Here is a 24,192-nt window from a genome sequence, read left to right on the forward strand (position 1 = left end):
CGCAGATGAGGCCGGTTCACCGATCCTTGTCTTCGCGTCCGCGCAGCAAATGATTCGGCATCGACAGTGCCGCAGCCAGCCCCAACAACGAAACCGCGGCGCTGATCATGAGCAGGTGCTGGAAGGTTAACGACAACTTTTCCCGCAACTGCTCAAGCGCTGGGCCGCTTATCGAGTGCAGACTGTCCATCAACAGGTTGCCGGAACTGCCATCGGCGCCCGTGGGATTACCATCGATCTGGCCAAGACCAGAGCCTGCGAGCATGGCCAACAACAAGGCCGACATGCTGGCGACACCTACCGCGCCGCCCAGCGAACGAAACAGGTTGGTGGTGCTGGTCGCCACCCCCATGTCTTTCATCTCGACAGAGTTCTGCGTGCCTACCAGCGATGTCGGGAACTGCAAACCGCTGGCGATACCCGTAAGTATCATGAACAACCCGGTCAGAAACACTGACTGGGGCGGGGTAACGGCAATTCCCATGATGGCCATCGGCATCAGCAGCGCGCCCGTCAGGATCATGGGTTTGTAGCGACCGGTGAGCGAGGTGCGTCGGCCACCGAAGTACGCGCCCATCGGCATGCCGATCGCCAATGGCATCAGGTGCAATGCCGCGCTGTCTGCGCCGCCGCCGGTTACGGTCTGGAAGCGCAATGGCAGCAGCACAATCAACGAAATTGCCTGAAAACTGGTGAAGAAAATCGTGCACCAGCACAACACCGCGCTGCGGTTGGCGAACAGGTGCATCGGCAGCAGTGGTTCGCGGCTGCGTCGTTCGTACACCACGAACACCACCAGCGTCAGCAGCGCTACGCCCAATTGAGTCAGTACAGACTCATCGCGCCAGCTGTGGCCTTGACCTATTTGCGTAATGCCAAGCAGCAAAGCGGTAAGGCCAACGATCATCAAGACAGTGCCCAGGTAATCAATGACCGGTTTGCGTTGTGGCACCGGCAGACCGACGAGTGTCTGACGAGCGACCCGCCAGGCAAGCAGCCCCAAGGGGAGATTGATGATGAAAACCCAGCGCCATGACAGGTACTCGGTCATGAATCCGCCGAGTACCGGGCCGGCCACGCTGGCGGCGGCATACATCCCGCTGAAATAGCCCTGATAGCGACCCCGTTCGCGCGGCGGCACGATGTCACCGATGATCGCCTGACTGACCGAGACCATTCCCCCTGCGCCGATGCCTTGAAGCACCCGCGCCAGTACCAGTTGCTCCATGCTTTGTGCGATCGCGCAGAACAGCGAAGCAAGGGTGAATATACCCAGCCCGAACAGCATAAGACGTCGACGCCCATACAGATCGCCCAACTTGCCATAGATCGGCACGGCGACGGTCAGCGCCACCATGTAGGCAGAAATGACCCACGCCAGCAGGTCGAAGTCTTTGAACTGGGCTGAGATGGCCGGCATTGAGACCGCAACGATGGTCTGATCCAGCGCACTGAGGAAAACGGCCATCATCAGCGCAAACAGGATGCTGCGAATGTCCGGGCGGGTCTGGCTGAGGCTGGTCAAAAAAGGGGACTCGAACTGGCAGGTTGACCCGCCGAAAACGTCGCGGGAAAAGTGCGTTCAGTCTAATCCGTTAGCACGCTAATCGATAGCGGCCTAAACCGGTTGACTCAGGTTGCAGTCACGAAGGTCATCATCGCAATGCGCTGAAGCTGGCGTCCGTCGGCAGGCAGTGGCCGAACGTGCAGACTACCGCATTGCGCGGCGACTGGCGCAGTTGCTCGATTCTGTAGACGCCAACGCCATAGACACTGAGTACGGTTACTACAGCGACGACATAAACGCATTGTCTTTTTATTGTGGTTTTCATGACACGTACCTCGGTCCGGTTGGAAATCGTTTCGACGGACAAGAGGAGTGTAGGTCGCTATAGCAACAGTGCCTGGGCGATAGGGATTAAATGTTTTTATCGATGACCGGAGACGGACACCATTCTACTGATGGAACCACAAGCGAAACCGCGAGCTAGCGGCTACGCCTTGCCGCCTTTGCCAATAGCCAGTCGAGCAGCTCGCGCAGCTGTGGCGCGGGCTGCGCGTGGTTCGGGAAGACGAAGTAATACGCCGCGCCGGTGTTTACTTTGAGCTCGAACGGGGTGACCAGTCGACCCGCACTCAGGTCCTCGCCGATCAGCGACCAGTCACCCATGGCAATTCCCGCCCCCTGGGAGGCAACGGTCATGGCCAGATCCATTGTGTCGAAGTGCTGCCCTTTGCTGACATTACCCAGCCGGGTGCCCGCTGCCTTCAACCAGCGGGCCCAATCCTGCTCATCGAGTGTGGGATGCAGCAGCATGTGGGTTTCCAGGTCGCTGAATTGCTCAAGTGCCTGCGAACCGGCGAGCAGCGAGGGGGCGCAGACCGGGGTGAGCTGCTCGTTGAACAGGTGATGAACACCGTTGGAATCAACGGGCGGTCCTCCATAGATGACTGCAGCGTCAAATCGCTCGCGACGAAAGTCCACATCGTGGGCAATGGTCGTGGTCAGTTCGACCGGGATGTCGGGACGTTCTTTTTGCCATTGCAGCAGCCGGGGCAGCAGCCAGCGTGTAATGCAGGTCGGCGCCTTGAGTTGCAGCGCCCGTTGCTCGGTGTCCAGCTGATCAACTGCCTCCTCGATCAAGCCAAAAACCTGCTCGATGCGCGGGAAAAACTCGCGACCTTGCGGGGTCAGGCTCAGCCCACGGGCTTGACGATAGAACAGGCGATACCCGAGATGGTTCTCCAGACCGGCAATCTGGCGGCTGACCGCCCCTTGGGTGATGTGCAGCAACTCTGCAGCCCGCGTGAAATTGCAGCATCGCGCGGTGATCAGGAAGGTGTGCAGAGCGGGCAGGGGTGGCAGACGTTTCATGGGTAGACGCAGGCATGATCAGAGAACATGGCTAAGCATGACATTTTTTGCATTGTCACGGGTATGACCAGCCGGTCCAATGACTGCCATGCAGCGCTTCAGGCGCAAGCCTTTTGAGCCGCTGCGAAACGCATCCAGGATTGAATGAAGGTCCAGACATGGCAACGTGCGGCGAAGTATTGGTCAAATTACTTGAGGGCTATGGAGTAGAACAGGTGTTCGGTATTCCAGGCGTGCATACCGTGGAACTTTACCGGGGGCTGGCCGGTTCTTCGATCAACCACATCACCCCGCGTCACGAGCAGGGCGCCGGTTTCATGGCCGACGGTTACGCGCGCACGCGCGGCAAGCCAGGCGTGTGCTTCATCATCACCGGCCCCGGCATGACCAACATCACAACTGCCATGGGGCAGGCCTATGCCGACTCTATCCCGATGCTGGTGATTTCCAGCGTGCAGTCGCGCAGCCAACTGGGTGGCGGTCGCGGCAAACTGCATGAGTTGCCCGCACAAGGGGCATTGGTCGCAGGGGTGGCCGCATTTTCCCATACCTTGATGTCGGCCACCGAGCTGCCTTCGGTGTTGGCGCGCGCCTTCGCACTGTTCCAGGCTGGCCGTCCGCGCCCGGTGCACATCGAAATCCCGCTGGACGTGCTGGTAGAAAATGCCGACCACCTGCTTGATAGCCCACCGGTATCAATTAGCCGTGCCGGCCCTGCGCCTTGTGCGATCAAACAGATGGCCGATCTGCTAGCCAGCGCCAAACGCCCGTTGATCCTGGCGGGTGGCGGCGCAATCGATGCCGGCGTAGCGCTAACGGCACTGGCGGAGAAACTGGACGCGCCCGTCGCATTGACCATCAACGCCAAAGGTTTGCTGCCCTCCAGCCACCCTTTGCTGATCGGCTCGACGCAGTCCCTGGACCCGACCCGCGAGATCATTGAAGCCGCCGATGTGGTGTTGGCGATGGGCACCGAACTGGCAGAAACCGATTACGACATTACGTTCCAGGGGCTCTTCAAGATACCCGGTACGCTGTTGCGCATTGATATCGACCCCGATCAGACGGTGCGCAATTTCCCGCCCAAGGTGGCGCTGGTGTCTGATGCGCGCACAGCTGCCGAAGCGTTGGTTGCCGCCTTAAGTGAGCGCGATCTGGACACGCGTAGCGATGACTGGGGCTACAAACGCGCTGCGACGCTGAAAACCACGCTGGCTGCCTCCTGGGATGAGCCCACCCGTGGGCAAACGTTGTTCCTGCAAACCGTGCTGGACGTCCTGCCGGGTATCGTCATCGTTGGCGACTCCACCCAACCGGTCTACACCGGCAATCTGACCGTGGACATGGACAAGCCGCGACGCTGGTTCAACTCCTCTACCGGCTACGGCACGCTTGGTTATGCGCTGCCTGCTGCCATCGGTGCGTGGCTGGGCAGTCGGGATGCCGGCGAGCGCAGCCCCGTGGCCTGCCTGATCGGTGATGGCGGTCTGCAGTTCACCTTGGCGGAACTGGCCAGTGCGGTCGAGGCGCGCACGCCAATCATCGTGCTGCTGTGGAATAACCAGGGTTACGAAGAGATCAAGAAATACATGGTCAACCGTGCTATCGAACCGGTTGGCGTGGACATTTACACCCCGGACTTCATTGGGATAGCCAAGGCAATGGGCTGTGCGGCCGAGGCGGTCAGCGGTATCGAGCCATTGAAAGCGGCGCTTGATGCGGCGAAGGGTCGTCAGGGGCCGAGCGTCATTGAAATCGACCAGCGCAGCTGGATGAACGGGTTGAAGCCATTATCAGAGGAGCAGGTATGTTGAGTCCGGTTTTGCCAGGGCTGTACATCGACGGGCAGTGGCGCGCCGGTGGTGAGCAACTGACGGTGATCAATCCGTCCACCGAGGAGCGGCTGGCGATCGTCAGTGGGGGCGACGCTCAGGCGGTCAATGAGGCAGTGCAGGCCGCGCAACGCGCATTCGGTGCATGGTCAAAAACCACCGGTGCCGCACGCGCGGTGATTCTGCGCACGATTGCCAGAGCAGTTGCTGCCCGGCGAGAGCGTCTGATGACGCTGCAGTCGAGCAACAGCGGCAAACCCGGATTCGAGGCGGCCATTGACGTTGATGATGTGATCGCCACATTCGACTACTACGCCGATCTGGCTGAAGCATCCGACGGCCAGCAAAACCAGACGGTCGGGTTGCCCAGCGAGGATTTCAGCGCGCGGCTGCGTCGTGAACCGTGCGGGATCGTGGGCTTGATTGTGCCGTGGAATTTCCCGATGGTCACCACGGCCTGGAAGCTCGCGCCGGCGTTGGCTGCCGGTTGTTGCGTGCTGCTCAAGCCTTCGGAGGTCACGCCGTTGGCCGAGCTGGAACTGGCGCGGATCATTGCCGACAGCGGGCTGCCAACCGGGGTGTTCAATGTGGTCTGTGGCACCGGGCAGCAGGTTGGCGCGCCAGTGTCCGGGCACCCTGGTATCGCCAAGGTTTCGTTCACCGGTAGCAACGCGGTCGGTGTGCAGGTCATGCAGCGCGGGGCGGAAACCGTGAAGGGTGTGAGTCTGGAGCTTGGCGGCAAGTCCGCGTTGCTGGTCATGGACGATGCCGACCTGGATCTGGCAGTAGAGCTGGCCAGTGGTGGCGGTTATTTCAACGCCGGGCAGATGTGCTCGGCCACCAATCGGGTGCTGGTAGCTCAGGAGCTGCTGGAGCCATTTCTGCAACGTATCGTCGCCAAGGCGCAGTCGATCAAGGTTGCAGGTCCTCTGGACGACGCCGCAGAAATGGGGCCTTTGATTAATCAGGCACAGTATCAGCGGGTGCTCAACCACATCGAGGCCGGGAAAGCGGCAGGCGCACAGTTGCTCTGCGGAGGCGGACGCCCTGCGGCGCTTCCTCGTGGTTACTTTCTTGAGCCTGCGGTATTCAGCCAGGTCCCTTTGGACAGCGCCTTGTGGCGCGACGAGATTTTCGGCCCTGTGCTATGCGTGCGCGGATTCAGCAGCGAAGCCGAGGCTATTGCGCTGGCCAACGATAGCCAGTTCGGGCTGGTGGCCAGTGTGGTCAGTGGCAATGCCGAAACAGCCGATCGTGTCGCCAATGCGTTGCAGGCGGGGATGGTGTGGATCAACGCGCCTCAGGTGATCTTTGCGCAGACGGCTTGGGGCGGGTATAAGCAGAGCAGTGTGGGGCGCGAACTAGGGCCTTGGGGCATGCAGGCGTTTCAGGAGATCAAACACGTCGTGCGTGCAATCTGACCAGTGCCGCGAAGCAGTTGTGTGGTGAGTTATTTCGTATGCCTTTGCATGACCGACGGTTTAAAATCCTCGCCTTTCCCTCATCAGGCAGGACATTCCTTACATGGCGCGCAAAGAGTTCCAACGTTACGAAGCCGTTTCCGCTGCGGTTCCCGTTGATGGCGGCTACAGCGCCGCGATTGCGGTCAAGGGCCACGGGGCGGGCGGAGCACCTGCTTTTCACCGAGTTTTGCTCGATCAGAAATTCGATACCGCACTGAGCGCCGATCAAGCTGCTGTCGAAGAACTGGAGCGCTTGATCGACGTGAACACCGAAGGCGAACTGATGTTCGCCCAGGATTGATCAGGCTTTGGGGCGGTACATTTTGAATAGCGATTCAGGGCTCACCTGGAAATAATCGGCCTGGCCACCACCGCGCAGAATCGGTTCTCCGGCAGCCGTGTCGTAGATGCCGTCCTTGAGCAGTCTTTTGGCGATATGTACTGCCACTACCTCTCCCAGAATCAGCCAGCTCGGCACGACTTCTCTGTCGGCGCGCTGCAGCTGGATGATTTGCGTCACCCTGCATTCGAATGCCACTGGCGTTTCCTTCACCCGCGGGACCGACACAATGCGCGACGGCTCGGCGGTGAGGTTGGCCAGTTCGAACTCATTGACGCTGGCGGGCACCGAGGCGCAACTCATGTTCATTTGTTCAGCGAGCGGGCGTGTGGCCAGGTTCCAGACGAACTCTCTGGTTTGCTCGATATTATTCAGGCTGTCTTTGCGCCCGACGCTGCAAAAACCAATGATTGGTGGGGTGTAATTGAAGGCGTTAAAGAAGCTGTAGGGGGACAGGTTGAGGGTGCCCTTGGCGTCCTGTGACGAGATCCAGCCGATAGGGCGCGGGCCGACGATGGCGTTGAACGGATCGTGAGGCAGCCCGTGGCCTTTGGCGGGTTCGTAGAAATGAATATCGTCAGACATGGCGCTTTTCCTGATGGTGAGGTCGGCAGGGGCGAGGTCAATGATCTGCCGAAAGTCGAAGCGCTCATATTGCAAGGCATTGGAAACGGATACCAGACCCTGAACGGACTCGATGGAAGTGCGAGCCTCAGTCAGGCTTCCCATGCAGACTAATGAAGGTGCTGTGTCGCTGGTGCGCATCCATGCACATCCTTCTCTAACGCCAACAGCCCAAAAAAAGCCCGACATCAGTCGGGCTACAAGGGGAGTTGCGGGAGGTGGAACGTAAAGAGGGAAATCAGCTAGCGCGGTTGTTACCAACACGATCAGCGCCGTCAGCAGCCAGACGGTTGGCACCCACGTGGTCGGACCCATCGGCAGCCTGACGATTATTGCCTACACGGTCAGCGCCGTCGGCAGCCAGACGGTTGGCACCCACGTGATCGGAGCCATCGGAGGCCTGACGGTAGCTGCCGGTGTGCGAGGCGTTGGTGTGAGAAGAACCGCCCTCGGCGACAACATTGCCGTTCAATACAGTATGAGTGCCCGATACCGGCAGAGCGAATGCGCTCGATGCAAGAATCGACAGACTAAAGGCAAAAACAAGGTTTGAAGTTTTCATGATGTAAGCTCCACAGAAGTTCAATAATTTCTTCACTTGGGTATGGAGCGAGTTTACGCTCGCGTGTATTAAGTAGAAGTTAACAACATTGCTAATCATCATCGCTAAAAATGATAGTGAGTGGCGATGCCCGGTTTTAAAGCGCTCCAGCGGGTTTTGAGCGGGAACAGGGCACTTGCTGTCAAAACGGTGAGACTTCAATCTTGACAAAATTATTGTCTTGTGAATTTTATTTTTTCTGGGGTAAGTGCTGGTCGCGGCGTTACTGGACAAAAAACACGCACGGGAGCGCAATTGCTGAGCGATGAAAAGGCCAGCGATGACACAAAGTGCAGCAAAATCTAGGCTTTTAACAAGGAATAGACAGCTCCAAAAATTAAGCCCGGCACAAGCCGGGCTGCAAGCACAGCGCAAGACGATCAGCTCACGCGATTTGCACCCACATGATCCGCACCATCAGCGGCGAGACGATTTGCACCAACATGGTCGGCACCATCAGCTGCGAGGCGACCGACATTGGTATGGGAGGCACCGTTTTCGGCAACTACGGGTGCGTTAATGTGTTGTTGCGCGTTAGTGGCCGGAAGTGCGAAAGCGCTGGAAGCCAGGATAGAGAGCGCAAGGCCGACGATCAGTTTGTGAATTTTCATGTTCGTTACTCCATCGATCAATTAGTTGTTGACTCGGTATGGAACTAACTTTACTCGGCTCTCATGTTTTAAGAAGTCAATCGCATCAGTAGCAGTCATCGTTGAAATTGATAGTGCCCAAATGCCCTGATCACTCAGCGACTTAGCTGCGATGGCAGCGAAAAACAGGGGCAGCCACGTGCGTGATCGCCCCTGTTTTTTATGCTCGAACGCGTGGCCAGGCTAACCGCCCCTGTCAGTCAGTCTCGATTCGCGAATACTTGCCGGTGTCCTTCATAAACAGGTAGACCAGCAGCGAGCAGGCAATGCAGGCCGTGACGTACCAGTAGTAACCAGTCTCCATGCCAATGCTCTTGAACCACAGCGCAATGTATTCGGCGGTACCGCCGAAAATCGAAACGGTCAGGGCGTAAGGCAGGCCAACGCCCAATGCACGGATTTCGGTCGGGAAGAGTTCCGCCTTCACCACGGCGTTGATCGAAGTATAGCCACTGACGATGATCAGTGCCGCCATGATCAGAAAGAACGCACCCCACCACGACTGGATCGTGTGCAGCGTGGTCAGGATCGGCACGGTAAACAGCGTACCCAGCACGCCAAAGGCGATGAGGATAGGACGACGACCAACCTTGTCGGACAGCGCCCCCACCACCGGCTGCAGCACCATGAACAGAAACAGCGTGGCGGCGGAAATGGTGGTGGAGTCAGTGATGCTCATGCCGACCGTATTCACCAGGTATTTCTGCATGTACGTGGTGTAGGTGTAGAAGGCCAGGGTGCCGCCCATGGTCAGGCCAACCACGGTCATCAGTTCCTTGGGGTGACGCATCAAAGTGCGCATCAGGCTTTCTTTTGGCGCTTCTTTCTTTTTGGTGAAGGATTCGGTTTCTTCCATACCGCGACGCAGAAACAGCGCGACGACTGCGCACAACGCGCCGATGGCGAACGGAACACGCCAGCCCCACGCGTTCAGTTGCTCGGTGGTGAGGGTCTGTTGCAGCACGATCAGTACACCCAGCGCGATGAGCTGACCGGAAATCAGGGTCACATATTGAAAGCTGGAGTAGAAACCCCGGCTCTTCTTGGTCGCCATTTCGCTGAGATAGGTGGCCGAAGTGCCGTATTCGCCGCCTACGGACAGCCCTTGCAGCAGGCGCGCAAGCACCAGCAGGATGGGGGCGCCGACGCCGATGGTTTCATAGCCGGGTGTCAGGGCGATGATCAGGGAGCCGAAGCACATCAGCAGAACGGATGCCATCAGCGCGGCCTTGCGGCCTTTGCGGTCCGCGTACAAGCCCATCAGCCAGCCGCCGATTGGACGCATCAGAAAGCCCACGGCGAAAATCGCGGCAGTGTTGAGCAACTGAGCTGTGGTGTCGCCCTTGGGAAAGAAGGCTTTAGCGAAATAGAGCGAGAAGGCAGCGTAGACGTACCAGTCATACCACTCGACCATGTTACCGACCGAACCGCTGAAAATGGATTTGAGGCGACTTCCGGTGGTTTTTTCGGCGACGGGCACGGCAGCCGATCCGTTGGACACAGAGTTGGGGATAGCCATTGGTTTTCCTGCAGGTCATTGTTGTTAGAGGGACCGCCGATGCGGTCTGCCGACAGTGATAGCAGGAGCTGTGCCAAAGTCTGATAGGCCCGGTTTAGAGGGGGTTTCCTGGCACCTATAAGCGGAAATCCGCTTATAGGTGCCAGGGCGGTGAGCGGAAAATTGCTGATGGAGGTTGCGGAACTGATGTTTCACCTGGCCCTGCGCAAGGACGGTGCTCCCCGGCAAGCCACCGATTTACAGTGGACGCATAACCTGTAGCAGAGGTCCGAAGTTACGAAGGCCGAGAATGCGTATATCTGGTTACGATGTTTCGGGTCACCAGCAAGGCGCCTATTGTTGGTGTGTGCTGTTCTCGGAAACGAAATCCTCGCGCACCAACCCATGGCGCTGCATCTTTTCGTTCAGGGTGCGACGCGGCAATTGCAGTTCGTTCAACACAGCCTTGATATCACCTTTGTGTCGGGCCAATGCCGAACGCAGGCAGTGCGCTTCGAATGCTTCCTGCTGCGCCACCAGTGACTGTCCTGCAGGCAGCTCGACAGAAACAGGGTTCTCCAGCCCAAGCACCTGCCGCTCCGCAGCATTGGCCAGTTCGCGGACGTTGCCGGGCCAGTCCTGGCTCAATAGGTGACTCAATTGGCCACCGCTGAGAATAGGTGCGGCGCGCCCCAAACGTTCTGCAGATTGGCGCGAGAAATGCGCGAACAACAGTGGAATGTCTTCACGACGTTCACGCAAGGGCGGCAGGCGCAGTTCAGCGATGTTCAAGCGATAGGCAAGGTCTTCGCGAAAACGGCCTGCCCGGGCTTGCTCTAGCAGATCGGGTTTGGTGGCGGCGATGATGCGCAAGTCGACATCGATGCTTTGGTTCGAACCCAGCCGCTCCAGTCGCCGCTCTTGAATCACCCGCAGCAGCTTCACTTGCTGGGCCAGCGGCATACTTTCGATTTCGTCGAGAAACAGCGTGCCACCGTCAGCGAATTCGAGCTTGCCGATACGCTTGCCCTGAGCGCCGGTGAACGCACCACTTTCATGACCGAACAGCTCCGCCTCGAACAGCTGTTCGGGAATGGCGGCGCAGTTGACCGCCACGAACGGTTTCTTCGCCCGGGGACCGAAGTCGTGCAGGCAGCGAGCGACCATCTCTTTACCGCTCCCGGTTTCGCCGCGAATCAGCACGTTGACCGGCAACTGCGCCAGCTCCAGCACCTGACGTCGCAGGGTTTGCATCATGGGCGAAAGGCCTAGCAGCGTGGCATCGAGTCGGGTGCGGGTGTCGGTCTGCAGGTGCAGGCGGCGGTTTTCCAGGACCAGTGCGCGTTTTTCCAGAGCGCGGCCCAGGCTGCCCAGCAGCGTCTGCGGGGTGAAGGGCTTTTCAAGAAAATCATAGGCACCGTCGCGCATGGCTTCGACCGCCATCGGCACGTCACCATGACCGGTGAGCAGAATGACCGGCAGATCGGCGTCGCGGGTCTGCAGTTCGGCGAGCAGGTCCAGGCCGCTCATGCCGGGCATGCGCACATCGGTAAGAACCACCCCCGCAAAATGCTCCGGCAGGTTCGCCAGACAATCCTCAGCGCGGCTGTAGAGTTGCACGACAAAGCCGGACAGCGACAGCCACTGCTCCACTGCCTCGCGGATGGGCGCTTCGTCATCGACCACAATCACCGAATTCAGCATGGGTTAGGCCTCCGCAGCCTTGGGCAGACAAAAAAAGAACTGCGCACCATTGTCCAGGTTCTCTGCGCTCAAACGACCCCCCAGTTCATGAACGATGGCGTAGGACACCGCCAGCCCCAGGCCAAGTCCGTCACCCACGGCTTTGGTGGTAAAAAACGGATCGAAAATATTCGCCAGATGGGTGTCGGCAATCCCTCCACCACTGTCCGTCACACAAAGCCGCCAGTTGTCGTTTTGCTCTTCGACACGGATTTCCAGGCGCCTGAGCGGTTTATCGCGCATCGCATCCAGTGCATTGCGCAGCAGGTTGATCAGCACCTGTTCAAGGCGGATGGCATCCCCGCGCACCCAGGCCGGGCGGCTCAGGTCCAGCACGCAACTGACCCGCTCTTCGCGGATCCGGGCATCCAGCAGCAACAGCGCTGCATCCACCACGCAGGCCAGGTCCAGTCGTTCGCGCAACCCGCTTGGGCTTTTGCGGGCGAAGGTTTTTAGATGGCCGGTCAGAGCTGCCATGCGGCTCAATTGCTGGTCGAGCAGGGCCAGAGCCTTGTAGGCATCGTCAACGCGGCCATGATCGAGCAGCAGGCGCAGGGTCGCCAACTGCATACGCTGGGCAGTCAGCGGCTGATTGATTTCGTGGGCCAGCGCTGCCGACATCTGCCCCAAGGCCGCCAGTTTGGTCGACTGCACCAAGCCGTCCTGTGCGGTCTGCAGAGCGCGGGTGCGCGCTTCCACCAGCTGCTCCAGTTCTTCGCGGCTGCGCTGACGCAAACGTGCCAGACGCCAGCGCTGATACAGGAACAAGCCGAGGAAGACCAGCGTCAGCCAGGTGCCCGCTGCAGCCAATGCGGCGTTGCGGACGTCTTCGGAAGCCGGCTGGGGTTTGCGCAGCAGATGCAACGTCCAGCCTTCCGGTTGCAGCGGCAGCGACTGCCAAAGGTAATCGGCGGTACCGTCCGGGGCCACCACTTGGCTCAAGTGGCTGTGGGCGTTGAAGGTGCGCAGCGGCTGTTGAATCAGGGGCGTCAGCGGTTGTTTGTCATATTGGCGGGTGCTGCTCAACTCGGCGCGGTCCTGTTCGGACAGGGGCTCAAGCGCGCGATAGCGCCAGCCGGGCTGATTGGCGATGAAGACGATGCCCTTGGCATCGCTGACCAGCAGCAGGTCGTCACCTTGTGCCCAGGTGTGTTCCAGATCGGGAAACTCCAGCTTGACCACCATCGCGCCGATGAACTGCCCGGCATCATCGCGCACAGCACTGGATAGAAAGTACCCGGCAATCCCGCTGGTCACACCCACGGCATAGAAACGCCCGACGCCATTGGCTCTGGTCTGGGTGAAATAGGGACGGAAACCATAGTTGTGACCGACATAACTGCTGGGCAGGCGCCAGTTGCTGGCACCGATTGCCAACCCGTTACGGTCGAGCAGTTCCAGGGTCGAGGAGTGCGCGGCGCCGTTGATCTGCTCCAGTTTCAGGTTGAGTGCCTGGGTGGTCTCGGCGCTGACCGCGCCCTTGAGCGCTTCTCGCAGCTGTGGGTCCAGTGCCAGCACGGCAGGCAGTGCGCGGTAGCGTTCGATCAGGGTTTGCAGGGTATTGGCGTACAGCGACAGCTGGTCCTGCGCTCGTGCGGCGTCGTCTTCGATGGAATGGCGTTGCGCCTGATGCATCGCCAGCGTCGCCGCAACGAGCGCGCCAGCAAGGATCAGCAGCGTATACAGGGCGAGGCGGGCGAAGCGGGGCATGGCGGATGGCCTATCTTCCTGACGGGACTGACACAGGGGGTGACGCCAGTCCCTGTGGGGGCGAGCTTGCTCGCGAGAGGCGCGGCGCAGCCGTTACCAGCGCGCCGCCCCGGGGCCGTTTACAGCAAATTGAACGTCGTCTCCTTAACATCCTCGGAATCCAGGCCAATCATCAGCTTGAATTCACCCGCTTCAGCGGCGTACTGGAGCGACGGGTTGAAGAACTTCAGGTCTTGCTCGGTCACAGTAAAGCTCACGTCTTTCTCTTCGCCGGGCTTGAGCATGATTTTCTGAAAGTTCTTCAGCTCTTTCACCGGACGACTCAGCGAAGCGGCCACATCGCGCAGATACAGCTGAACCACGGTTTCGCCTGCCACTTTGCCGGTGTTCTTGACCTGAACCGTGGCGGTGATCTTGTCCTTGCGGGACATCTTGTTGACCGACAGAACGATGTCCGAGACGCTGAATTGCGTGTAGCTCAGCCCGTAGCCGAACGGGAACAGCGGACTGGTCGGCTCCTCGAAGTAGTTGGAGGTGTAGTTCGAATCGTTTGGACGATACGGCCGGCCGGTGTTCAGATGGTTGTAGTACGCCGGCACCTGACCCACGGAGCGGGGGAAGGTCATCGGCAGCTTGCCAGAGGGGTTGTAGTCGCCGAACAGGACGTCCGCCAGCGCGTTACCGCCCTCGGTACCGAGGAACCAGCTCTCGACCATCGCATCGGCCTGCTTGTTCTCCTCGCCCAGCGCCAGCGGTCGCCCGTTCATCAGCACGATGACCAGCGGTTTGCCGGTGGCCTTGAGGGCCTTGATCAGATCACGCTGACGGCCCGGAAGCACCAAATCCACGCGGCTTGCCGCTTCGTGGGACATGTTGCGTGACTCGCCCACGACCGCAACGATTACATCCGACTGCTGCGCGACCTTGACCGCTTCGTCGATCATCTCCTGCTCGGGACGCCCATCGATGTGCAGCTGATCTTCCATCTTGTCCAGATAAGTGATGGCTTCCTGGTTATCGGTGATATTGGAGCCAGGGGCATAGAGGATTTTCGCCTTGTCGCCGACAGCGTTCGCCAGACCGTCATAGGCGCTGACCGTCTGCCGCGCCAGACCGGCTCCGGACCAGCTGCCGAGCATGTCCACCGAGCTTTTCGCCAGCGGGCCGATCACCGCGATGGTGCCTTGTTTCTTCAGCGGCAGGGTCTCGTTCTCGTTCTTGAGCAATACCACGCTGCGTCGTGCGACATCTCGCGCTTCGGCGCGGTGCAGGCGGTTCTCGGCGTTGCGGTCGGCCGGGTCGTCCACGGCTGCACCGATGCGCAGGTAAGGGTTGGCGAACAGCCCCATATCCCATTTTGCCCCGAGCACTTCACGCACGGCGTTATCGACTTCCTTGACCGAGACTTCGCCGCTCTTGACCAGGGCGGGAAGTTCTTCGCCGTACGCCTTGTCGTTCATGCTGAGGTCCACGCCGGCCTTGATCGCCAGCTTGGCTGCCTCGCGAAAGTCTTTGGCGACGCCGTGATCGATCAGCTCTTTGATCGCGCCATGGTCGCTGATGGTCACGCCCTTGAAGCCCCAGTCCCTGCGCAGTACATCCTGCAGCAGCCAGGCGTTGGACGTGGATGGCACGCCATTGATCGCATTCAGCGCCACCATCACACCGCCGGCGCCGGCATCGATGGCTGCACGGTAGGGCGGCAGGTAATCCTGCTGCATGCGCACCGGGCTCATGTCGACGGTGTTGTAGTCGCGACCGCCTTCGACCGCGCCATACAAGGCGAAGTGCTTGACTGCGGCCATGATGCTGTTGGCTGCCTGGGTGCTGGTGCCCTGAAAGGCGCGAGTCATGGTGGCGGAGAGCTGTGATACCAGATAGGTGTCTTCGCCGAAGCCTTCCGAGCTGCGGCCCCAGCGGGCATCACGCGTAATGTCGACCATTGGCGCGAAGGTCATGTCCACGCCATCGGCTGCGGTTTCAACTGCCGAAACCCGGCCCGCGCGGGTGACAGCATCCATGTCCCAGGTCGATGCCAGACCCAGGCTGATCGGGAAAATGGTGCGTTGGCCGTGCACCACGTCATAGGCGAAGAACATCGGGATCTTCGTGCGGCTGTGGGCGACGGCGGCGTCCTGCATGGCGCGGTTGTCAGGCAGCAGGACCGAGTTGAAGGTGCCACCGATCCGGCCGGCCGCGATTTCCTTGACGATTTCGGACTTCGGCATCTCAGGCCCTATGCTGATCAGGCGCAGTTGCCCGATCTTTTCATCGAGGGTCATCTGCTTCATCAGGTTGGAGATGAATGCATTCTTGGCTTGCAGCGTTGAGGTATTTCTGGCGGGGGTGACAGCGGTTTCAGCCCAGGCGGACTGACTGGCCAACCCAATGACTATACTCAGCAAACACAGCTTATTCATGAATGATTTTCTCAAGGCGCTGGCCGGTAACTCGCGCGGATTACCGGGCGGCCTTTGTTTTTGGTGTGAGACCTTTGGTTTTTATTGTCATCAGGACGAGATGGTCGCTGAACTCCTGACGCATCCAGGCATCAGTAGCGCAGCGAGTTTTATCCGATTGCTGCTGGGCAATCCAGAGCCTGGTGACGTAATGGGCGAAGATTATGCCGGGGATCGTCCGATTTGGCTAAAGTCATGTCTGACGCGGTGACCAACAGAGAACACCAAGGAGTGTGCAAGCCATGCAAATAGAGCGTTACGGACACATTCGGGGCAGTCGTTACAACTTTTCGCTGACACTGCTGATGCTGCTGAGCCTGTTTTTGTCCGGTTGCGGCATCAACAATATCCCCACCTATGATGAACAGGTGAAGGCCGCGTGGGCGCAGGTGCAGAACCAGTATCAGCGCCGGGCCGACCTGATTCCCAATCTGGTGGAGACCGTCAAGGGTTACGCCAAACAGGAACAGGCGACCCTGACTGCAGTGATCGAAGCGCGTGCCAAGGCCACCTCGATCCAGGTTGACGCCAGCACCTTGAACGATCCTGCCAAGCTCAAGCAGTTCCAGGACGCACAAGGCCAGCTTACCGGCGCCTTGAGCCGATTGATGGTGGTGTCGGAACGCTACCCGGATCTGAAGTCCAACCAGAACTTCCTGTCGTTGCAGTCGCAGCTTGAGGGAACGGAAAACCGGATTGCGGTCGCCCGCCGTGACTTCATTGCTGCGGTCGAGAAATACAACACGGAGATCCGTACCTTCCCGGGCCGTCTGTGGCATACGGTGATGTACAGCGATCTGCCGATTCGCCCGAACTTCGAAGCGACCGCCGCTGGCGCCGATAAGGCGCCGGAAGTGAAATTCTGATGAGGGCGGCGCGGCGCGGGGTTCTAGTCGCGTTTCTCGCGGTATGGGTCGCTGCGTTTGCGCAGATGGCCTTCGCGGAACTGAAGTTTCCAGCGCTGAGCGGCCGGGTCGTCGACACCGCCAACTTGCTGGACGAGCCGAGCAAGGAGCATCTGGCGCAGATGCTCCGGGCCCATGAGCAACTGACCACAGAGCAGGTGGTGGTAGTCACGGTGCCCGATCTGCAAGGCAGCACCATCGAGGACTACGGCTATCAGCTGGGTCGAAGCTGGGGCATCGGTCAGCAGGGCAAGGACAATGGCGCGCTGCTGATTGTCGCCAAACAAGAACGCAAGGTGCGCATCGAGGTGGGGTACGGTCTGGAAGATCGCCTCACGGATGCGCAATCCTCAGTGATCATCAATCAGGTCATCATCCCGTCCTTCAAGCAGGGCGATTTCGTCGGCGGCATCAACAAAGGCACCGAGGCCATCGTGCAGGTGCTCGGTGGCGAACCGTTGGCCGAACCTGTGATGGGCGCGTCGGGCGGCGATGAGGTCGAGGATTGGCGGATGAGCCTGCTGTTCTTCGTGCTGTTCGTGGCCGCCGCTTATATAAGCATGCGCTGGGGTGGCGGGATTGGCTTGCTCGGTTCAGGCGGCTCGGGCGGCTTTGGCGGATCAGGTTCGGGCGGTCCACGCTCAGGCGGTATGAGCGGGGGTGGTGGCAGTTTTGGCGGCGGCGGTGCCTCCGGTGGCTGGTAGTCGATAGCTCAATAAGGGTTGTACGCATGGCTTTACTCACTGAAGACGAACAGCAGCAGGTGACCAGGGCCATTGAGGCCGTCGAGCGCGGCACCGATGCCGAACTGGTGACAGTACTGGCTGCCAGCGCCGATGATTACGCTTACGCGCCGCTGATCTGGGCCGGGCTGGTGGCGCTGCTGCTGCCGGGATTGATCAATTTTCACCCCGGCTGGCTCAACGCCAACGAATTGCTCCTGACCCAGATCGCGACATTTATCGTGGTGGCGCTGGTTTGCAGGCTTCCTGCCATCGGTATACGGCTGGTCCCGGCGTCGGTTCGCCATTGGCGAGCGGGAAGTCTGGCGCGGCGGCAGTTTCTGGAGCAGAACCTGCACTCCACGCTCAACGGCACTGGGGTGTTGATTTTTGTCAGCGAAGCCGAACGCTATGTTGAAATCATCGTCGACGACGGTATTGCCCGTCGGGTGGACGACAGCGTGTGGCGATCGATGGTCGATGTGTTCACCCTGCAAGTCAGGCAGGGCAGGATTCTCGAAGGGTTTCTCGGCTGTATCCATTCGTGTGGCCAGGTACTGAGCGAGCAGATTCCGGTAACCCAGCCGCGCAACGAGCTGCCGAACCGTCTGGTGGTGCTGGAATAGCAACGGCGGGTGGCCACTTTTGGCCACCCGCCGCGCTATGGCGCCAAAGATCGCATGGGTCGTCGACAACAATTTCTCTGATCCGGCATCCGATCCACCGCGACGTGGTGGCCGATAATTAAATCCACCCCGGCCCCGCAACCCGCCTAAAATACCCGCCTCGCATTTTTCGTTTCCCGAGGCTCCACCCGATGTCCGCCACTGCACCCAACGCCCTGCCAGCGCCGGATCACCGCGCCCGGTTCCTGAGCCTGCTCGACACCTGCCTGTCGCAGAACTCGCTGATCAAGCTGGTGCTGGCCAAGTACGTCGGCAGCGAGGCAGAACTACAGCGCATCATCATCAAGCCCGCCACGATCAAAGGTCAGCCGTGCCTGTCCTTTATTTACCGCTACAAGACCCGCGACATCACCAAGAATCATCCCCTTGCCCAGGCGCAGGAACTGATTGCCGACCTGCTGCCTGAGTCCTTCAGGAACGCCCATCTGCTGTCGCTCACCGACGAAGTGCAACTGGAGTTCAGCAAGAAGGGCAAAAGCACGTTGTTTAGCAATACATCGCAACAGGACCGTGAAGCGCCTTCGACCGGGCATGATCGTGAGAAGAAGCGCTATCTGGAGCTGAGCCGGCCGTTTCTCACCGATCTGGGCGTGACTAACAAGCAGCACGAGTTGATCCCGGCCATGTCGCGCAAGTGGAAGCAGATCAATAAATTCATCGAAGTGTTTTCCCATGCCCTGGCGACTTCGCCGATCAAACTCGACAAGCCGGTGACGGTGGCTGACTTTGGCTCGGGCAAGGGCTATCTGACCTTCGCCATTCACGATTACCTGCGCAACACCCTACAGGCCGAGGGCAATGTCACTGGCGTCGAATTGCGCGAGGACATGGTCACCCTGTGCAACGGCGCAGCGGGGCGGCTGGAGCATCCGGGGCTGGTGTTCAAATGTGGCGATGTGCGCTCGGTGGCGCCAACCGAGCTGGACGTGATGATCGCGCTTCACGCCTGCGATATCGCCACCGACTACGCCATCCACACCGGCATTCGCTCCGGTGCGTCGATCATCATGTGTTCGCCCTGCTGCCACAAACAGATTCGTTTGCAGATCCAGAGCCCGACGCTGCTCAAGCCGATGCTTCAATACGGTCTGCACATGGGCCAGCAGGCGGAAATGGTGACCGATGCACTGCGCGCGCTGCTGCTGGAAGCGTGCGGCTACGAGACCAAGGTGTTCGAATTCATCTCGCTGGAACACACCAACAAGAACAAGATGATCCTGGCAGTGAAGCGAGCAACGCCAGTCGATCCTGCCGAGCTGTTAGCAAGGATTCAGGAACTCAAAACCTTCTACAACATTCAGGAGCAGTGTCTGGAAACGTTGCTCCGGGCGGACGGTCTGCTCGACTAGACCCGAGTTGCCACGACCGGCGTGGGTGCCAGAACTGCGGTCTTGCGCCCGATGGCCAGCGTCACCACTACGCCTGCGGCAAAGATCCAGGTGATCGGGTCAATGTGCTCGCCAAAGAACACTGCCGAAAAGGCCATGGTGAAGAACAATTGCACCAGCTGGATCTGACTGACCCGCGCGATGCCGCCCATGGCCAGCCCTGCGTACCAGGCGAAAAAGCCGAGAAACTGCGAAAACAGCGAAACGTAACCGAATGCCCACCAAGCGCCCGCCGAAATCGGCCCTTGGTGCTGTGAGGCCAGATAACCGACGGGAACGATCAGCGCCGGCAACGAAATCACCAACGCCCAGCAGATCACCTGCCAGCCGCCCATCTGCTTCGCCAGTCTGCCGCCTTCGGCATACCCCAGCCCACCCACCGCCACTGCGCCGACCATTAAGAGATCCCCGGCCTGCAAATTGCCCGCGCCGCTGATCAGTGCATAACTCAGGACTAAAACGCTGCCCATCGTCGCGCACATCCAGAACGCTTTGGACGGGCGCTCATGGGACAGCCACGCAGCGTAAATTGCTACGAGCAAGGGCTGCAGCCCATTGACCAGAGCGCCGTGGGACGCAGGCAATGTCTTCATCGCCCACGCCGAAAGCACCGGAAAGCCGACGATCACGCCCAACGCCACCACCATCAGCGCCTTGAATTGCGCGCGGGTCGGCCATTTCTCCCGACGCCACAGCAACAGCGCTGCCGCCGGGATCGCCGCGCACAATGCCCGGCCCAGGCCGTTGAGCATTGGGTGGATTTCCTGAACGACAATGCGGGTCATGGGCAGGGTCAGGCTGAAGATCACTACCCCGAGCAATCCCAGGGCCATGCCAGTGTTTTCGCGGGAGGACATGCTGAATCGTGCCTTGTGGTCATGGGGGAGGGAGGGCTCTCATTCAGCCACAGATCGCTGGGCATTCCCCTTAACAGCTGCCAACAGAATCGGCCATACACTTTGCCTTCAGTGAGGCAACGCCGTTGCTGCTGAGGATTTTTTCGCGGCTCGCCCTTTGGCAACGAGTTCAGGTGCAGAAATTGAATGCCATCTTCCTGCAACAGTTCGAAGGGCAAATTGCTGCCATCGAAACCAGCAGGAGAACTATCGTGTCGGTCATCGAAAAATGGGCGTTGCGGGGTGTCGTGGTGTTTTTCGTCGCCTGGATGGCGATCCTGGTCGGTCAATGGTCAGCGCGCGCCGTCAGCGCTATCGGCAACGAGCGGCTGGCCTCTTTGAGCAGTATGCAGCTGCCTGATTCGCCTGCAGCCAGCGTCAATAAACATGCACATGGCAATACAGTTGCGGCGGGTAGTTTGGCGCAAAGTAACCCGTGAGAGGGGCGACATAAGACTGACAGTTGTAGCCCTTTCTATTGCCGGCTCTTACAGGGCCAGCCGCGCAGAGACCTGCGAGCACGTTTGCACCAGGGAAAAATTTTCTCTAGTATTCGCCGCCATGGCTACCGTACACACCGACCGCAACTGGAAGATCAAGATCTATCCGGACGACCATGCCCCACCGCATTTCCATGTGCAGACCCCGGAAGGTGAGTCCTTGGTGCAGATTGACGGTTTGAGAGTGCTGGGCAAGGGGGCCGAGCCCACAGCGCTCAAAGCCGCCTTGACATGGGCCCGAGCTCACACTGCTGAACTGTGGCAGGTGTGGTACGAGCAGAACCGGAGAACCTGAGCAATGCCAAGCAAATTACGTATCGCTGGCGTACAACCTGTTCCAGGTATGCGCGCCCTGATCATCGACTGGAATAACGGCAAGCGCCACACGGTTGACCTTTCGACCTTTCTTGATCAATTCCCCGGCCTTGCTCCGCTCAAGGACGCTGATCTGTTCGAACAGGCAGCGGTAGGGGAGTGGGGCTTCGATGTCGTGTGGGGGGGTGAGCTGGAGGTGGCCGCAACGACGCTGCATCGGTTGGCGCTGGAGCAATCGGGTGAGGTGATGCCGACCCGGGACTTCAAGCAATGGATGGCGAAAAACAACCTGTCGTTGTCAACTGCCGCTGCCGAGCTAGGGTTCACGCGCCGAACCATTACCGCTTACAGCAGCGGGGCGGCGCTGATACCCAAGCACGTTGCGCTGGCATGCAGAGGCTGGGAATACGAGCACCGCTAAAAAACTTGCCCCGTATCTCCACCTTTTTTCTGCCTAACCTCCTTCAACCGCGCCACTGGCACCGACAATTCCGAACTTCCCAGCGGATGGGTCGTCGCGTCGAAGAACTTAAGCTCAATGTTCTGCCCCTCGAACAGCGTGCTGTAGTGGCGTTTCCTGTGTTGAATGAAGGCTTCGCTACGCGGCAGCACCGAGATCGCCAGCGTTTTGGGGCGGGCCTGAAGTACGGCGTTCAGAATGTGCCGGTCCTGTTTTCCCAGCCCGTGGCCGAAGACACACAAGGCGCCTTGGTGTTGCGCCAGTTGGGCGTGGCAGAACGACAGGTAGTCCGAGCCGCGGATGATCTTCATCTTGTCTTCGCTGCGGCCTTCGCAGACGAACAGTGGCACATCATCCAGCGCATTCACGGCAAAGCTGCCCATCAGGGTGCTTTCCGATGATTGCAGCTTGCGCGCCGTACCGTCGAAGTTCTTCACCAGATGCATGCCGCCGTGCAGATACAGAATGCGGGTTGCATGGCTGTCGGTCCGATGCAGATTGAATTCAGCGTCATCGTCGAACAGATCGTCGAAAGGCTGGGCGCCATGCATCACTGCCCAGTAGGCGAGCAGGTCGTAGTTGGTCGAGTAGACCGTCGCATACTGACTCAGGGCTTTGCTGACATGGGCGATGCTCGACGGCTCCATCAATCGCCAGGGAATGTGCGCCGAGCGAATGCCGTGGATCAGCGCTTCCTTGATCGCGAAATAGCGGTTGCGTGGCGATGACGAACTGATGGTCAGCGCCGCATTGACGCGCATCGCGATCTTCAGGCCAGTGAGCACGGGTTCGAAGTTTTCGGTTTCCATCGACTTGAACAGCGCAAGCTCGGTTGGGCTTAGCGGCTTATTGCGAGTGGTTTGCGCCAGTTCGAACAGCGAGTCGTAGGCGAAGTTCTTCCAGACAGCGAGACTCGCACCATTACCCAGCAGCAACCCGGAGCATGGATGGGTTGTCTGCAGCTGGTTCCAGTCGGCAAGTTCGGCATCAAAATCGGTGAATTCCATCGTCTCGCTTCGCTTTCAGGTGAGCAGGTACTGACCAGGGCCAGAACGGAGTGGACTTATAGGAACACAAGCCTGGCTTGTCAACGACACATGCCTTGATCCACCGTCCGGTAGATAGTTCGAACCCGTTCGACAGCCTATAAGAACGTGCCCCGATCTGAGTGCCTGACTCACTGGCGCACCTGCAGCGCCTGACCCTTGCAGCAGCGAAGGCCTGGATTGCATCCGGGCTTTCGCAAGGTTCGAAAGCACGCGGACCCTGAAAATCCTCATGTGCACCGCCCCCTAAACCAGCCGCTCACTGCTGGGCCTTGCGCCAGTTTTCGCCCCGGAAAATCCATAGGAACTCTGCCCTGCGAAGGCTCTCTATCAATACATTCAGAGCTTTTACGACCTTGAAAAGGACCACCTCAATGAATCTCCAACACACCGCTACGCAGGAAATCATTGCCGTCGACAAGCAAGGTCAGCAAGTGCTGTTCCTGGACCCCGGGGATCTCTCAGTGCGCGCTGCAATCACCGGTTTGCCGACCCGCCCGCACGAACTGCTGGTACTTGAAAAACAGCGCAAGGCATACGTACCGATCTATGGCGACGGCGTCCATGGCGACAATCCCAATCCGAATCATCAGGTCGCAGTGATCGACCTCGACACCCGCACGCTGACCGGATTTATCGACACGCTGCCCTATGTGTCCCCACACACCGGGCGTCTGGGGCGCGATGGCCGTGTCTACCTGTGCTGCGAAGACAGCTCCACGATCCTCGTCATCGATCCTGATCAGGATAAGGTGGTCGGGCATATTAAGGTGCCGTCGACGAACATACACAGGCTCACCCCGCTGCCGCATGCCGATCAGTTGTGGGCCGAAAGCGAGGAAGATGGCCAGCTCTACGCCATCAATGTGCATAACGGAACCGGTCAGCTGGCGGCGACCCTGACAATGCCGGGCCCGGTGAACGGCATCGATGCTTCGCCGCTGCACCCTTGGGTCATCGCCTCGGCCGCAGACCGCCCGGTGATCTACGCAGTGGACACTGAGCAACGCCGCGTGCTGCGCACCGTCGAACTTCCGGGACACAGACGCCAGGGACAGGTCGTGCGCTTCAGCCCCGATGGCCGATTACTGGCGGTGCTCGGCGATTTTGAACCGGTGGTGAGCTTTTACGATGAAAACCTGAAATGGCTGTTCAACGCCGAACTGGGTGACAAGCCGTTAGACGGTTGCTTCAGCCCCGCCCAGGATTATTTGCTGGTTGCCAACGAAAATGACGCCACCATCAGCGTGATCGACATCCTCAATCGAAAAACCCTCGGCCATGTGCCGGTTGGGCAGGGTTGCGAAATCCTGGCGTACTTTCAACGTTGAGAGTGGGCGCGGTATCTGCCCGTCACGATGTTGACCGGCGATAACGCTTTTAGGGTGATGGCGCTGGGACGACTCAGGCTAACAGTGCCAGGCGTGCGGGTCACAACGTTCACTTTGGGTTATCGTGTGCCTCGCCATACGGCCGGGA

General features: G+C 59.4%; 24 protein-coding genes. 12 read left to right on the forward strand and 12 right to left on the reverse strand.

Annotation, left to right across the window (positions count from 1 at the left end):
- Positions 1–16: 16 nt before the first annotated feature.
- From EC915_RS06535 to EC915_RS06540, 3 genes are all read right to left on the reverse strand, one after another.
- The gene (locus tag EC915_RS06535; protein ID WP_133749716.1) at positions 17–1,525 is read right to left on the reverse strand and encodes an MDR family MFS transporter; all 1,509 of its coding nucleotides are present in this window, start codon (positions 1,523–1,525) and stop codon (positions 17–19) included.
- 130 nt (positions 1,526–1,655) lie between these two features.
- On the reverse strand, positions 1,656–1,832 hold the full coding sequence (locus EC915_RS24780; protein WP_166650933.1) for a hypothetical protein: 177 nt from the start codon (positions 1,830–1,832) through the stop codon (positions 1,656–1,658).
- A 155-nt stretch (positions 1,833–1,987) separates the two neighbouring features.
- A complete protein-coding gene (locus tag EC915_RS06540) occupies positions 1,988–2,875 on the reverse strand; it encodes a LysR substrate-binding domain-containing protein (RefSeq protein WP_133749717.1) in 888 nt (295 codons plus the stop codon).
- A 158-nt stretch (positions 2,876–3,033) separates the two neighbouring features.
- Between EC915_RS06540 and EC915_RS06545 the strand changes: the two genes are divergently transcribed.
- From EC915_RS06545 to EC915_RS06555, 3 genes are all read left to right on the forward strand, one after another.
- The gene (locus EC915_RS06545; protein ID WP_133749718.1) at positions 3,034–4,689 is read left to right on the forward strand and encodes a 5-guanidino-2-oxopentanoate decarboxylase; all 1,656 of its coding nucleotides are present in this window, start codon (positions 3,034–3,036) and stop codon (positions 4,687–4,689) included.
- On the forward strand, positions 4,683–6,128 hold the full coding sequence (locus tag EC915_RS06550; protein ID WP_133749719.1) for an aldehyde dehydrogenase family protein: 1,446 nt from the start codon (positions 4,683–4,685) through the stop codon (positions 6,126–6,128). Before EC915_RS06545 ends, EC915_RS06550 begins: the two co-directional genes overlap by 7 nt.
- Positions 6,129–6,231: 103 nt before the next feature.
- Positions 6,232–6,471, forward strand: coding sequence for a hypothetical protein (locus EC915_RS06555; protein WP_133749720.1), 240 nt, complete (start codon positions 6,232–6,234; stop codon positions 6,469–6,471).
- On the opposite strand, the gene EC915_RS06560 is transcribed toward EC915_RS06555, so the two are convergent.
- The 7 genes from EC915_RS06560 to bglX all read right to left on the reverse strand — a co-directional run bounded on the left by EC915_RS06560 (position 6,472) and on the right by bglX (position 15,756).
- Positions 6,472–7,095: a flavin reductase family protein gene (locus EC915_RS06560; RefSeq protein ID WP_133750158.1), complete on the reverse strand. Its 624-nt coding sequence runs from the start codon at positions 7,093–7,095 to the stop codon at positions 6,472–6,474.
- A gap of 277 nt (positions 7,096–7,372) precedes the next feature.
- Entirely contained in the window at positions 7,373–7,696 is a 324-nt protein-coding gene (locus EC915_RS06565; protein ID WP_133749721.1) for a hypothetical protein, read from the reverse strand.
- 419 nt (positions 7,697–8,115) lie between these two features.
- The gene (locus EC915_RS06570) at positions 8,116–8,346 is read right to left on the reverse strand and encodes a hypothetical protein (protein WP_133749722.1); all 231 of its coding nucleotides are present in this window, start codon (positions 8,344–8,346) and stop codon (positions 8,116–8,118) included.
- Positions 8,347–8,581: 235 nt separating this feature from the next.
- Positions 8,582–9,904 carry an MFS transporter gene (locus EC915_RS06575; RefSeq protein ID WP_133749723.1) on the reverse strand — a complete coding sequence of 441 codons (1,323 nt, stop codon included), beginning with the start codon at positions 9,902–9,904 and terminating at the stop codon, positions 8,582–8,584.
- A gap of 333 nt (positions 9,905–10,237) precedes the next feature.
- Positions 10,238–11,587, reverse strand: a complete 1,350-nt coding sequence (locus EC915_RS06580; protein WP_133749724.1) for a sigma-54 dependent transcriptional regulator — start codon at positions 11,585–11,587, stop codon at positions 10,238–10,240.
- Positions 11,588–11,590: 3 nt separating this feature from the next.
- Positions 11,591–13,336, reverse strand: coding sequence for an ATP-binding protein (locus EC915_RS06585; RefSeq protein WP_133749725.1), 1,746 nt, complete (start codon positions 13,334–13,336; stop codon positions 11,591–11,593).
- 119 nt (positions 13,337–13,455) lie between these two features.
- Positions 13,456–15,756, reverse strand: a complete 2,301-nt coding sequence (bglX, locus tag EC915_RS06590; protein ID WP_133749726.1) for a beta-glucosidase BglX — start codon at positions 15,754–15,756, stop codon at positions 13,456–13,458.
- Between bglX and EC915_RS06595 the strand changes: the two genes are divergently transcribed.
- The 5 genes from EC915_RS06595 to EC915_RS06615 all read left to right on the forward strand — a co-directional run bounded on the left by EC915_RS06595 (position 15,755) and on the right by EC915_RS06615 (position 19,457).
- A complete protein-coding gene (locus EC915_RS06595) occupies positions 15,755–16,006 on the forward strand; it encodes a hypothetical protein (RefSeq protein WP_133749727.1) in 252 nt (83 codons plus the stop codon). The genes bglX and EC915_RS06595 overlap by 2 nt on opposite strands.
- Before the next feature lie 31 nt (positions 16,007–16,037).
- The gene (locus EC915_RS06600; RefSeq protein WP_133749728.1) at positions 16,038–16,661 is read left to right on the forward strand and encodes a LemA family protein; all 624 of its coding nucleotides are present in this window, start codon (positions 16,038–16,040) and stop codon (positions 16,659–16,661) included.
- Positions 16,661–17,404: a YgcG family protein gene (locus EC915_RS06605; protein WP_133749729.1), complete on the forward strand. Its 744-nt coding sequence runs from the start codon at positions 16,661–16,663 to the stop codon at positions 17,402–17,404. The genes EC915_RS06600 and EC915_RS06605 overlap by 1 nt, the downstream gene beginning before the upstream one ends.
- A gap of 26 nt (positions 17,405–17,430) precedes the next feature.
- Positions 17,431–18,048 (forward strand): TPM domain-containing protein, encoded by a 618-nt coding sequence (locus tag EC915_RS06610; RefSeq protein WP_133749730.1) that lies wholly within the window; start codon positions 17,431–17,433, stop codon positions 18,046–18,048.
- Positions 18,049–18,239: 191 nt separating this feature from the next.
- Positions 18,240–19,457, forward strand: a complete 1,218-nt coding sequence (locus tag EC915_RS06615; RefSeq protein WP_133749731.1) for an SAM-dependent methyltransferase — start codon at positions 18,240–18,242, stop codon at positions 19,455–19,457.
- Here the strand turns inward: EC915_RS06615 and EC915_RS06620 are convergent.
- A complete protein-coding gene (locus EC915_RS06620; RefSeq protein WP_133749732.1) occupies positions 19,454–20,353 on the reverse strand; it encodes a DMT family transporter in 900 nt (299 codons plus the stop codon). The genes EC915_RS06615 and EC915_RS06620 overlap by 4 nt on opposite strands.
- 182 nt (positions 20,354–20,535) lie before the next feature.
- On the opposite strand from EC915_RS06620, the gene EC915_RS06625 reads away from it, so the two are divergent.
- The 3 genes from EC915_RS06625 to EC915_RS06635 all read left to right on the forward strand — a co-directional run bounded on the left by EC915_RS06625 (position 20,536) and on the right by EC915_RS06635 (position 21,628).
- Complete coding sequence (locus EC915_RS06625; RefSeq protein WP_133749733.1) at positions 20,536–20,832, forward strand: hypothetical protein; 297 nt, start codon at positions 20,536–20,538, stop codon at positions 20,830–20,832.
- Positions 20,833–20,953: 121 nt separating this feature from the next.
- Complete coding sequence (locus EC915_RS24785; RefSeq protein ID WP_166650934.1) at positions 20,954–21,187, forward strand: DUF4160 domain-containing protein; 234 nt, start codon at positions 20,954–20,956, stop codon at positions 21,185–21,187.
- Positions 21,188–21,190: 3 nt separating this feature from the next.
- On the forward strand, positions 21,191–21,628 hold the full coding sequence (locus EC915_RS06635; RefSeq protein WP_133749735.1) for a DUF2442 domain-containing protein: 438 nt from the start codon (positions 21,191–21,193) through the stop codon (positions 21,626–21,628).
- Here the strand turns inward: EC915_RS06635 and EC915_RS06640 are convergent.
- Positions 21,625–22,674 (reverse strand): DUF4917 family protein, encoded by a 1,050-nt coding sequence (locus EC915_RS06640; protein WP_133749736.1) that lies wholly within the window; start codon positions 22,672–22,674, stop codon positions 21,625–21,627. The genes EC915_RS06635 and EC915_RS06640 overlap by 4 nt on opposite strands.
- A 413-nt stretch (positions 22,675–23,087) precedes the next feature.
- On the opposite strand from EC915_RS06640, the gene EC915_RS06645 reads away from it, so the two are divergent.
- The gene (locus tag EC915_RS06645; protein ID WP_133749737.1) at positions 23,088–24,044 is read left to right on the forward strand and encodes a WD40 repeat domain-containing protein; all 957 of its coding nucleotides are present in this window, start codon (positions 23,088–23,090) and stop codon (positions 24,042–24,044) included.
- The last annotated feature ends 148 nt before the right edge of the window (positions 24,045–24,192 follow it).

The sequence above is a fragment of the Pseudomonas sp. LP_7_YM genome (assembly GCF_004364435.1).
Classification (GTDB): domain Bacteria; phylum Pseudomonadota; class Gammaproteobacteria; order Pseudomonadales; family Pseudomonadaceae; genus Aquipseudomonas.

What these genes read in the sequence shown, in the direction of transcription:
- EC915_RS24780 (WP_166650933.1), bottom strand. Translation starts at nt 1,832, where the DNA reads ATGAAAACCACAATAAAAAGACAATGCGTTTATGTCGTCGCTGTAGTA.
- EC915_RS06540 (WP_133749717.1), bottom strand. Translation starts at nt 2,875, where the DNA reads ATGAAACGTCTGCCACCCCTGCCCGCTCTGCACACCTTCCTGATCACC.
- EC915_RS06545 (WP_133749718.1), top strand. Translation starts at nt 3,034, where the DNA reads ATGGCAACGTGCGGCGAAGTATTGGTCAAATTACTTGAGGGCTATGGA.
- EC915_RS06550 (WP_133749719.1), top strand. Translation starts at nt 4,683, where the DNA reads ATGTTGAGTCCGGTTTTGCCAGGGCTGTACATCGACGGGCAGTGGCGC.
- EC915_RS06555 (WP_133749720.1), top strand. Translation starts at nt 6,232, where the DNA reads ATGGCGCGCAAAGAGTTCCAACGTTACGAAGCCGTTTCCGCTGCGGTT.
- EC915_RS06560 (WP_133750158.1), bottom strand. Translation starts at nt 7,095, where the DNA reads ATGTCTGACGATATTCATTTCTACGAACCCGCCAAAGGCCACGGGCTG.
- EC915_RS06565 (WP_133749721.1), bottom strand. Translation starts at nt 7,696, where the DNA reads ATGAAAACTTCAAACCTTGTTTTTGCCTTTAGTCTGTCGATTCTTGCA.
- EC915_RS06570 (WP_133749722.1), bottom strand. Translation starts at nt 8,346, where the DNA reads ATGAAAATTCACAAACTGATCGTCGGCCTTGCGCTCTCTATCCTGGCT.
- EC915_RS06575 (WP_133749723.1), bottom strand. Translation starts at nt 9,904, where the DNA reads ATGGCTATCCCCAACTCTGTGTCCAACGGATCGGCTGCCGTGCCCGTC.
- EC915_RS06580 (WP_133749724.1), bottom strand. Translation starts at nt 11,587, where the DNA reads ATGCTGAATTCGGTGATTGTGGTCGATGACGAAGCGCCCATCCGCGAG.
- EC915_RS06585 (WP_133749725.1), bottom strand. Translation starts at nt 13,336, where the DNA reads ATGCCCCGCTTCGCCCGCCTCGCCCTGTATACGCTGCTGATCCTTGCT.
- EC915_RS06595 (WP_133749727.1), top strand. Translation starts at nt 15,755, where the DNA reads ATGAATGATTTTCTCAAGGCGCTGGCCGGTAACTCGCGCGGATTACCG.
- bglX (WP_133749726.1), bottom strand. Translation starts at nt 15,756, where the DNA reads ATGAATAAGCTGTGTTTGCTGAGTATAGTCATTGGGTTGGCCAGTCAG.
- EC915_RS06600 (WP_133749728.1), top strand. Translation starts at nt 16,038, where the DNA reads ATGCAAATAGAGCGTTACGGACACATTCGGGGCAGTCGTTACAACTTT.
- EC915_RS06605 (WP_133749729.1), top strand. Translation starts at nt 16,661, where the DNA reads ATGAGGGCGGCGCGGCGCGGGGTTCTAGTCGCGTTTCTCGCGGTATGG.
- EC915_RS06610 (WP_133749730.1), top strand. Translation starts at nt 17,431, where the DNA reads ATGGCTTTACTCACTGAAGACGAACAGCAGCAGGTGACCAGGGCCATT.
- EC915_RS06615 (WP_133749731.1), top strand. Translation starts at nt 18,240, where the DNA reads ATGTCCGCCACTGCACCCAACGCCCTGCCAGCGCCGGATCACCGCGCC.
- EC915_RS06620 (WP_133749732.1), bottom strand. Translation starts at nt 20,353, where the DNA reads ATGTCCTCCCGCGAAAACACTGGCATGGCCCTGGGATTGCTCGGGGTA.
- EC915_RS24785 (WP_166650934.1), top strand. Translation starts at nt 20,954, where the DNA reads ATGGCTACCGTACACACCGACCGCAACTGGAAGATCAAGATCTATCCG.
- EC915_RS06635 (WP_133749735.1), top strand. Translation starts at nt 21,191, where the DNA reads ATGCCAAGCAAATTACGTATCGCTGGCGTACAACCTGTTCCAGGTATG.
- EC915_RS06640 (WP_133749736.1), bottom strand. Translation starts at nt 22,674, where the DNA reads ATGGAATTCACCGATTTTGATGCCGAACTTGCCGACTGGAACCAGCTG.
- EC915_RS06645 (WP_133749737.1), top strand. Translation starts at nt 23,088, where the DNA reads ATGAATCTCCAACACACCGCTACGCAGGAAATCATTGCCGTCGACAAG.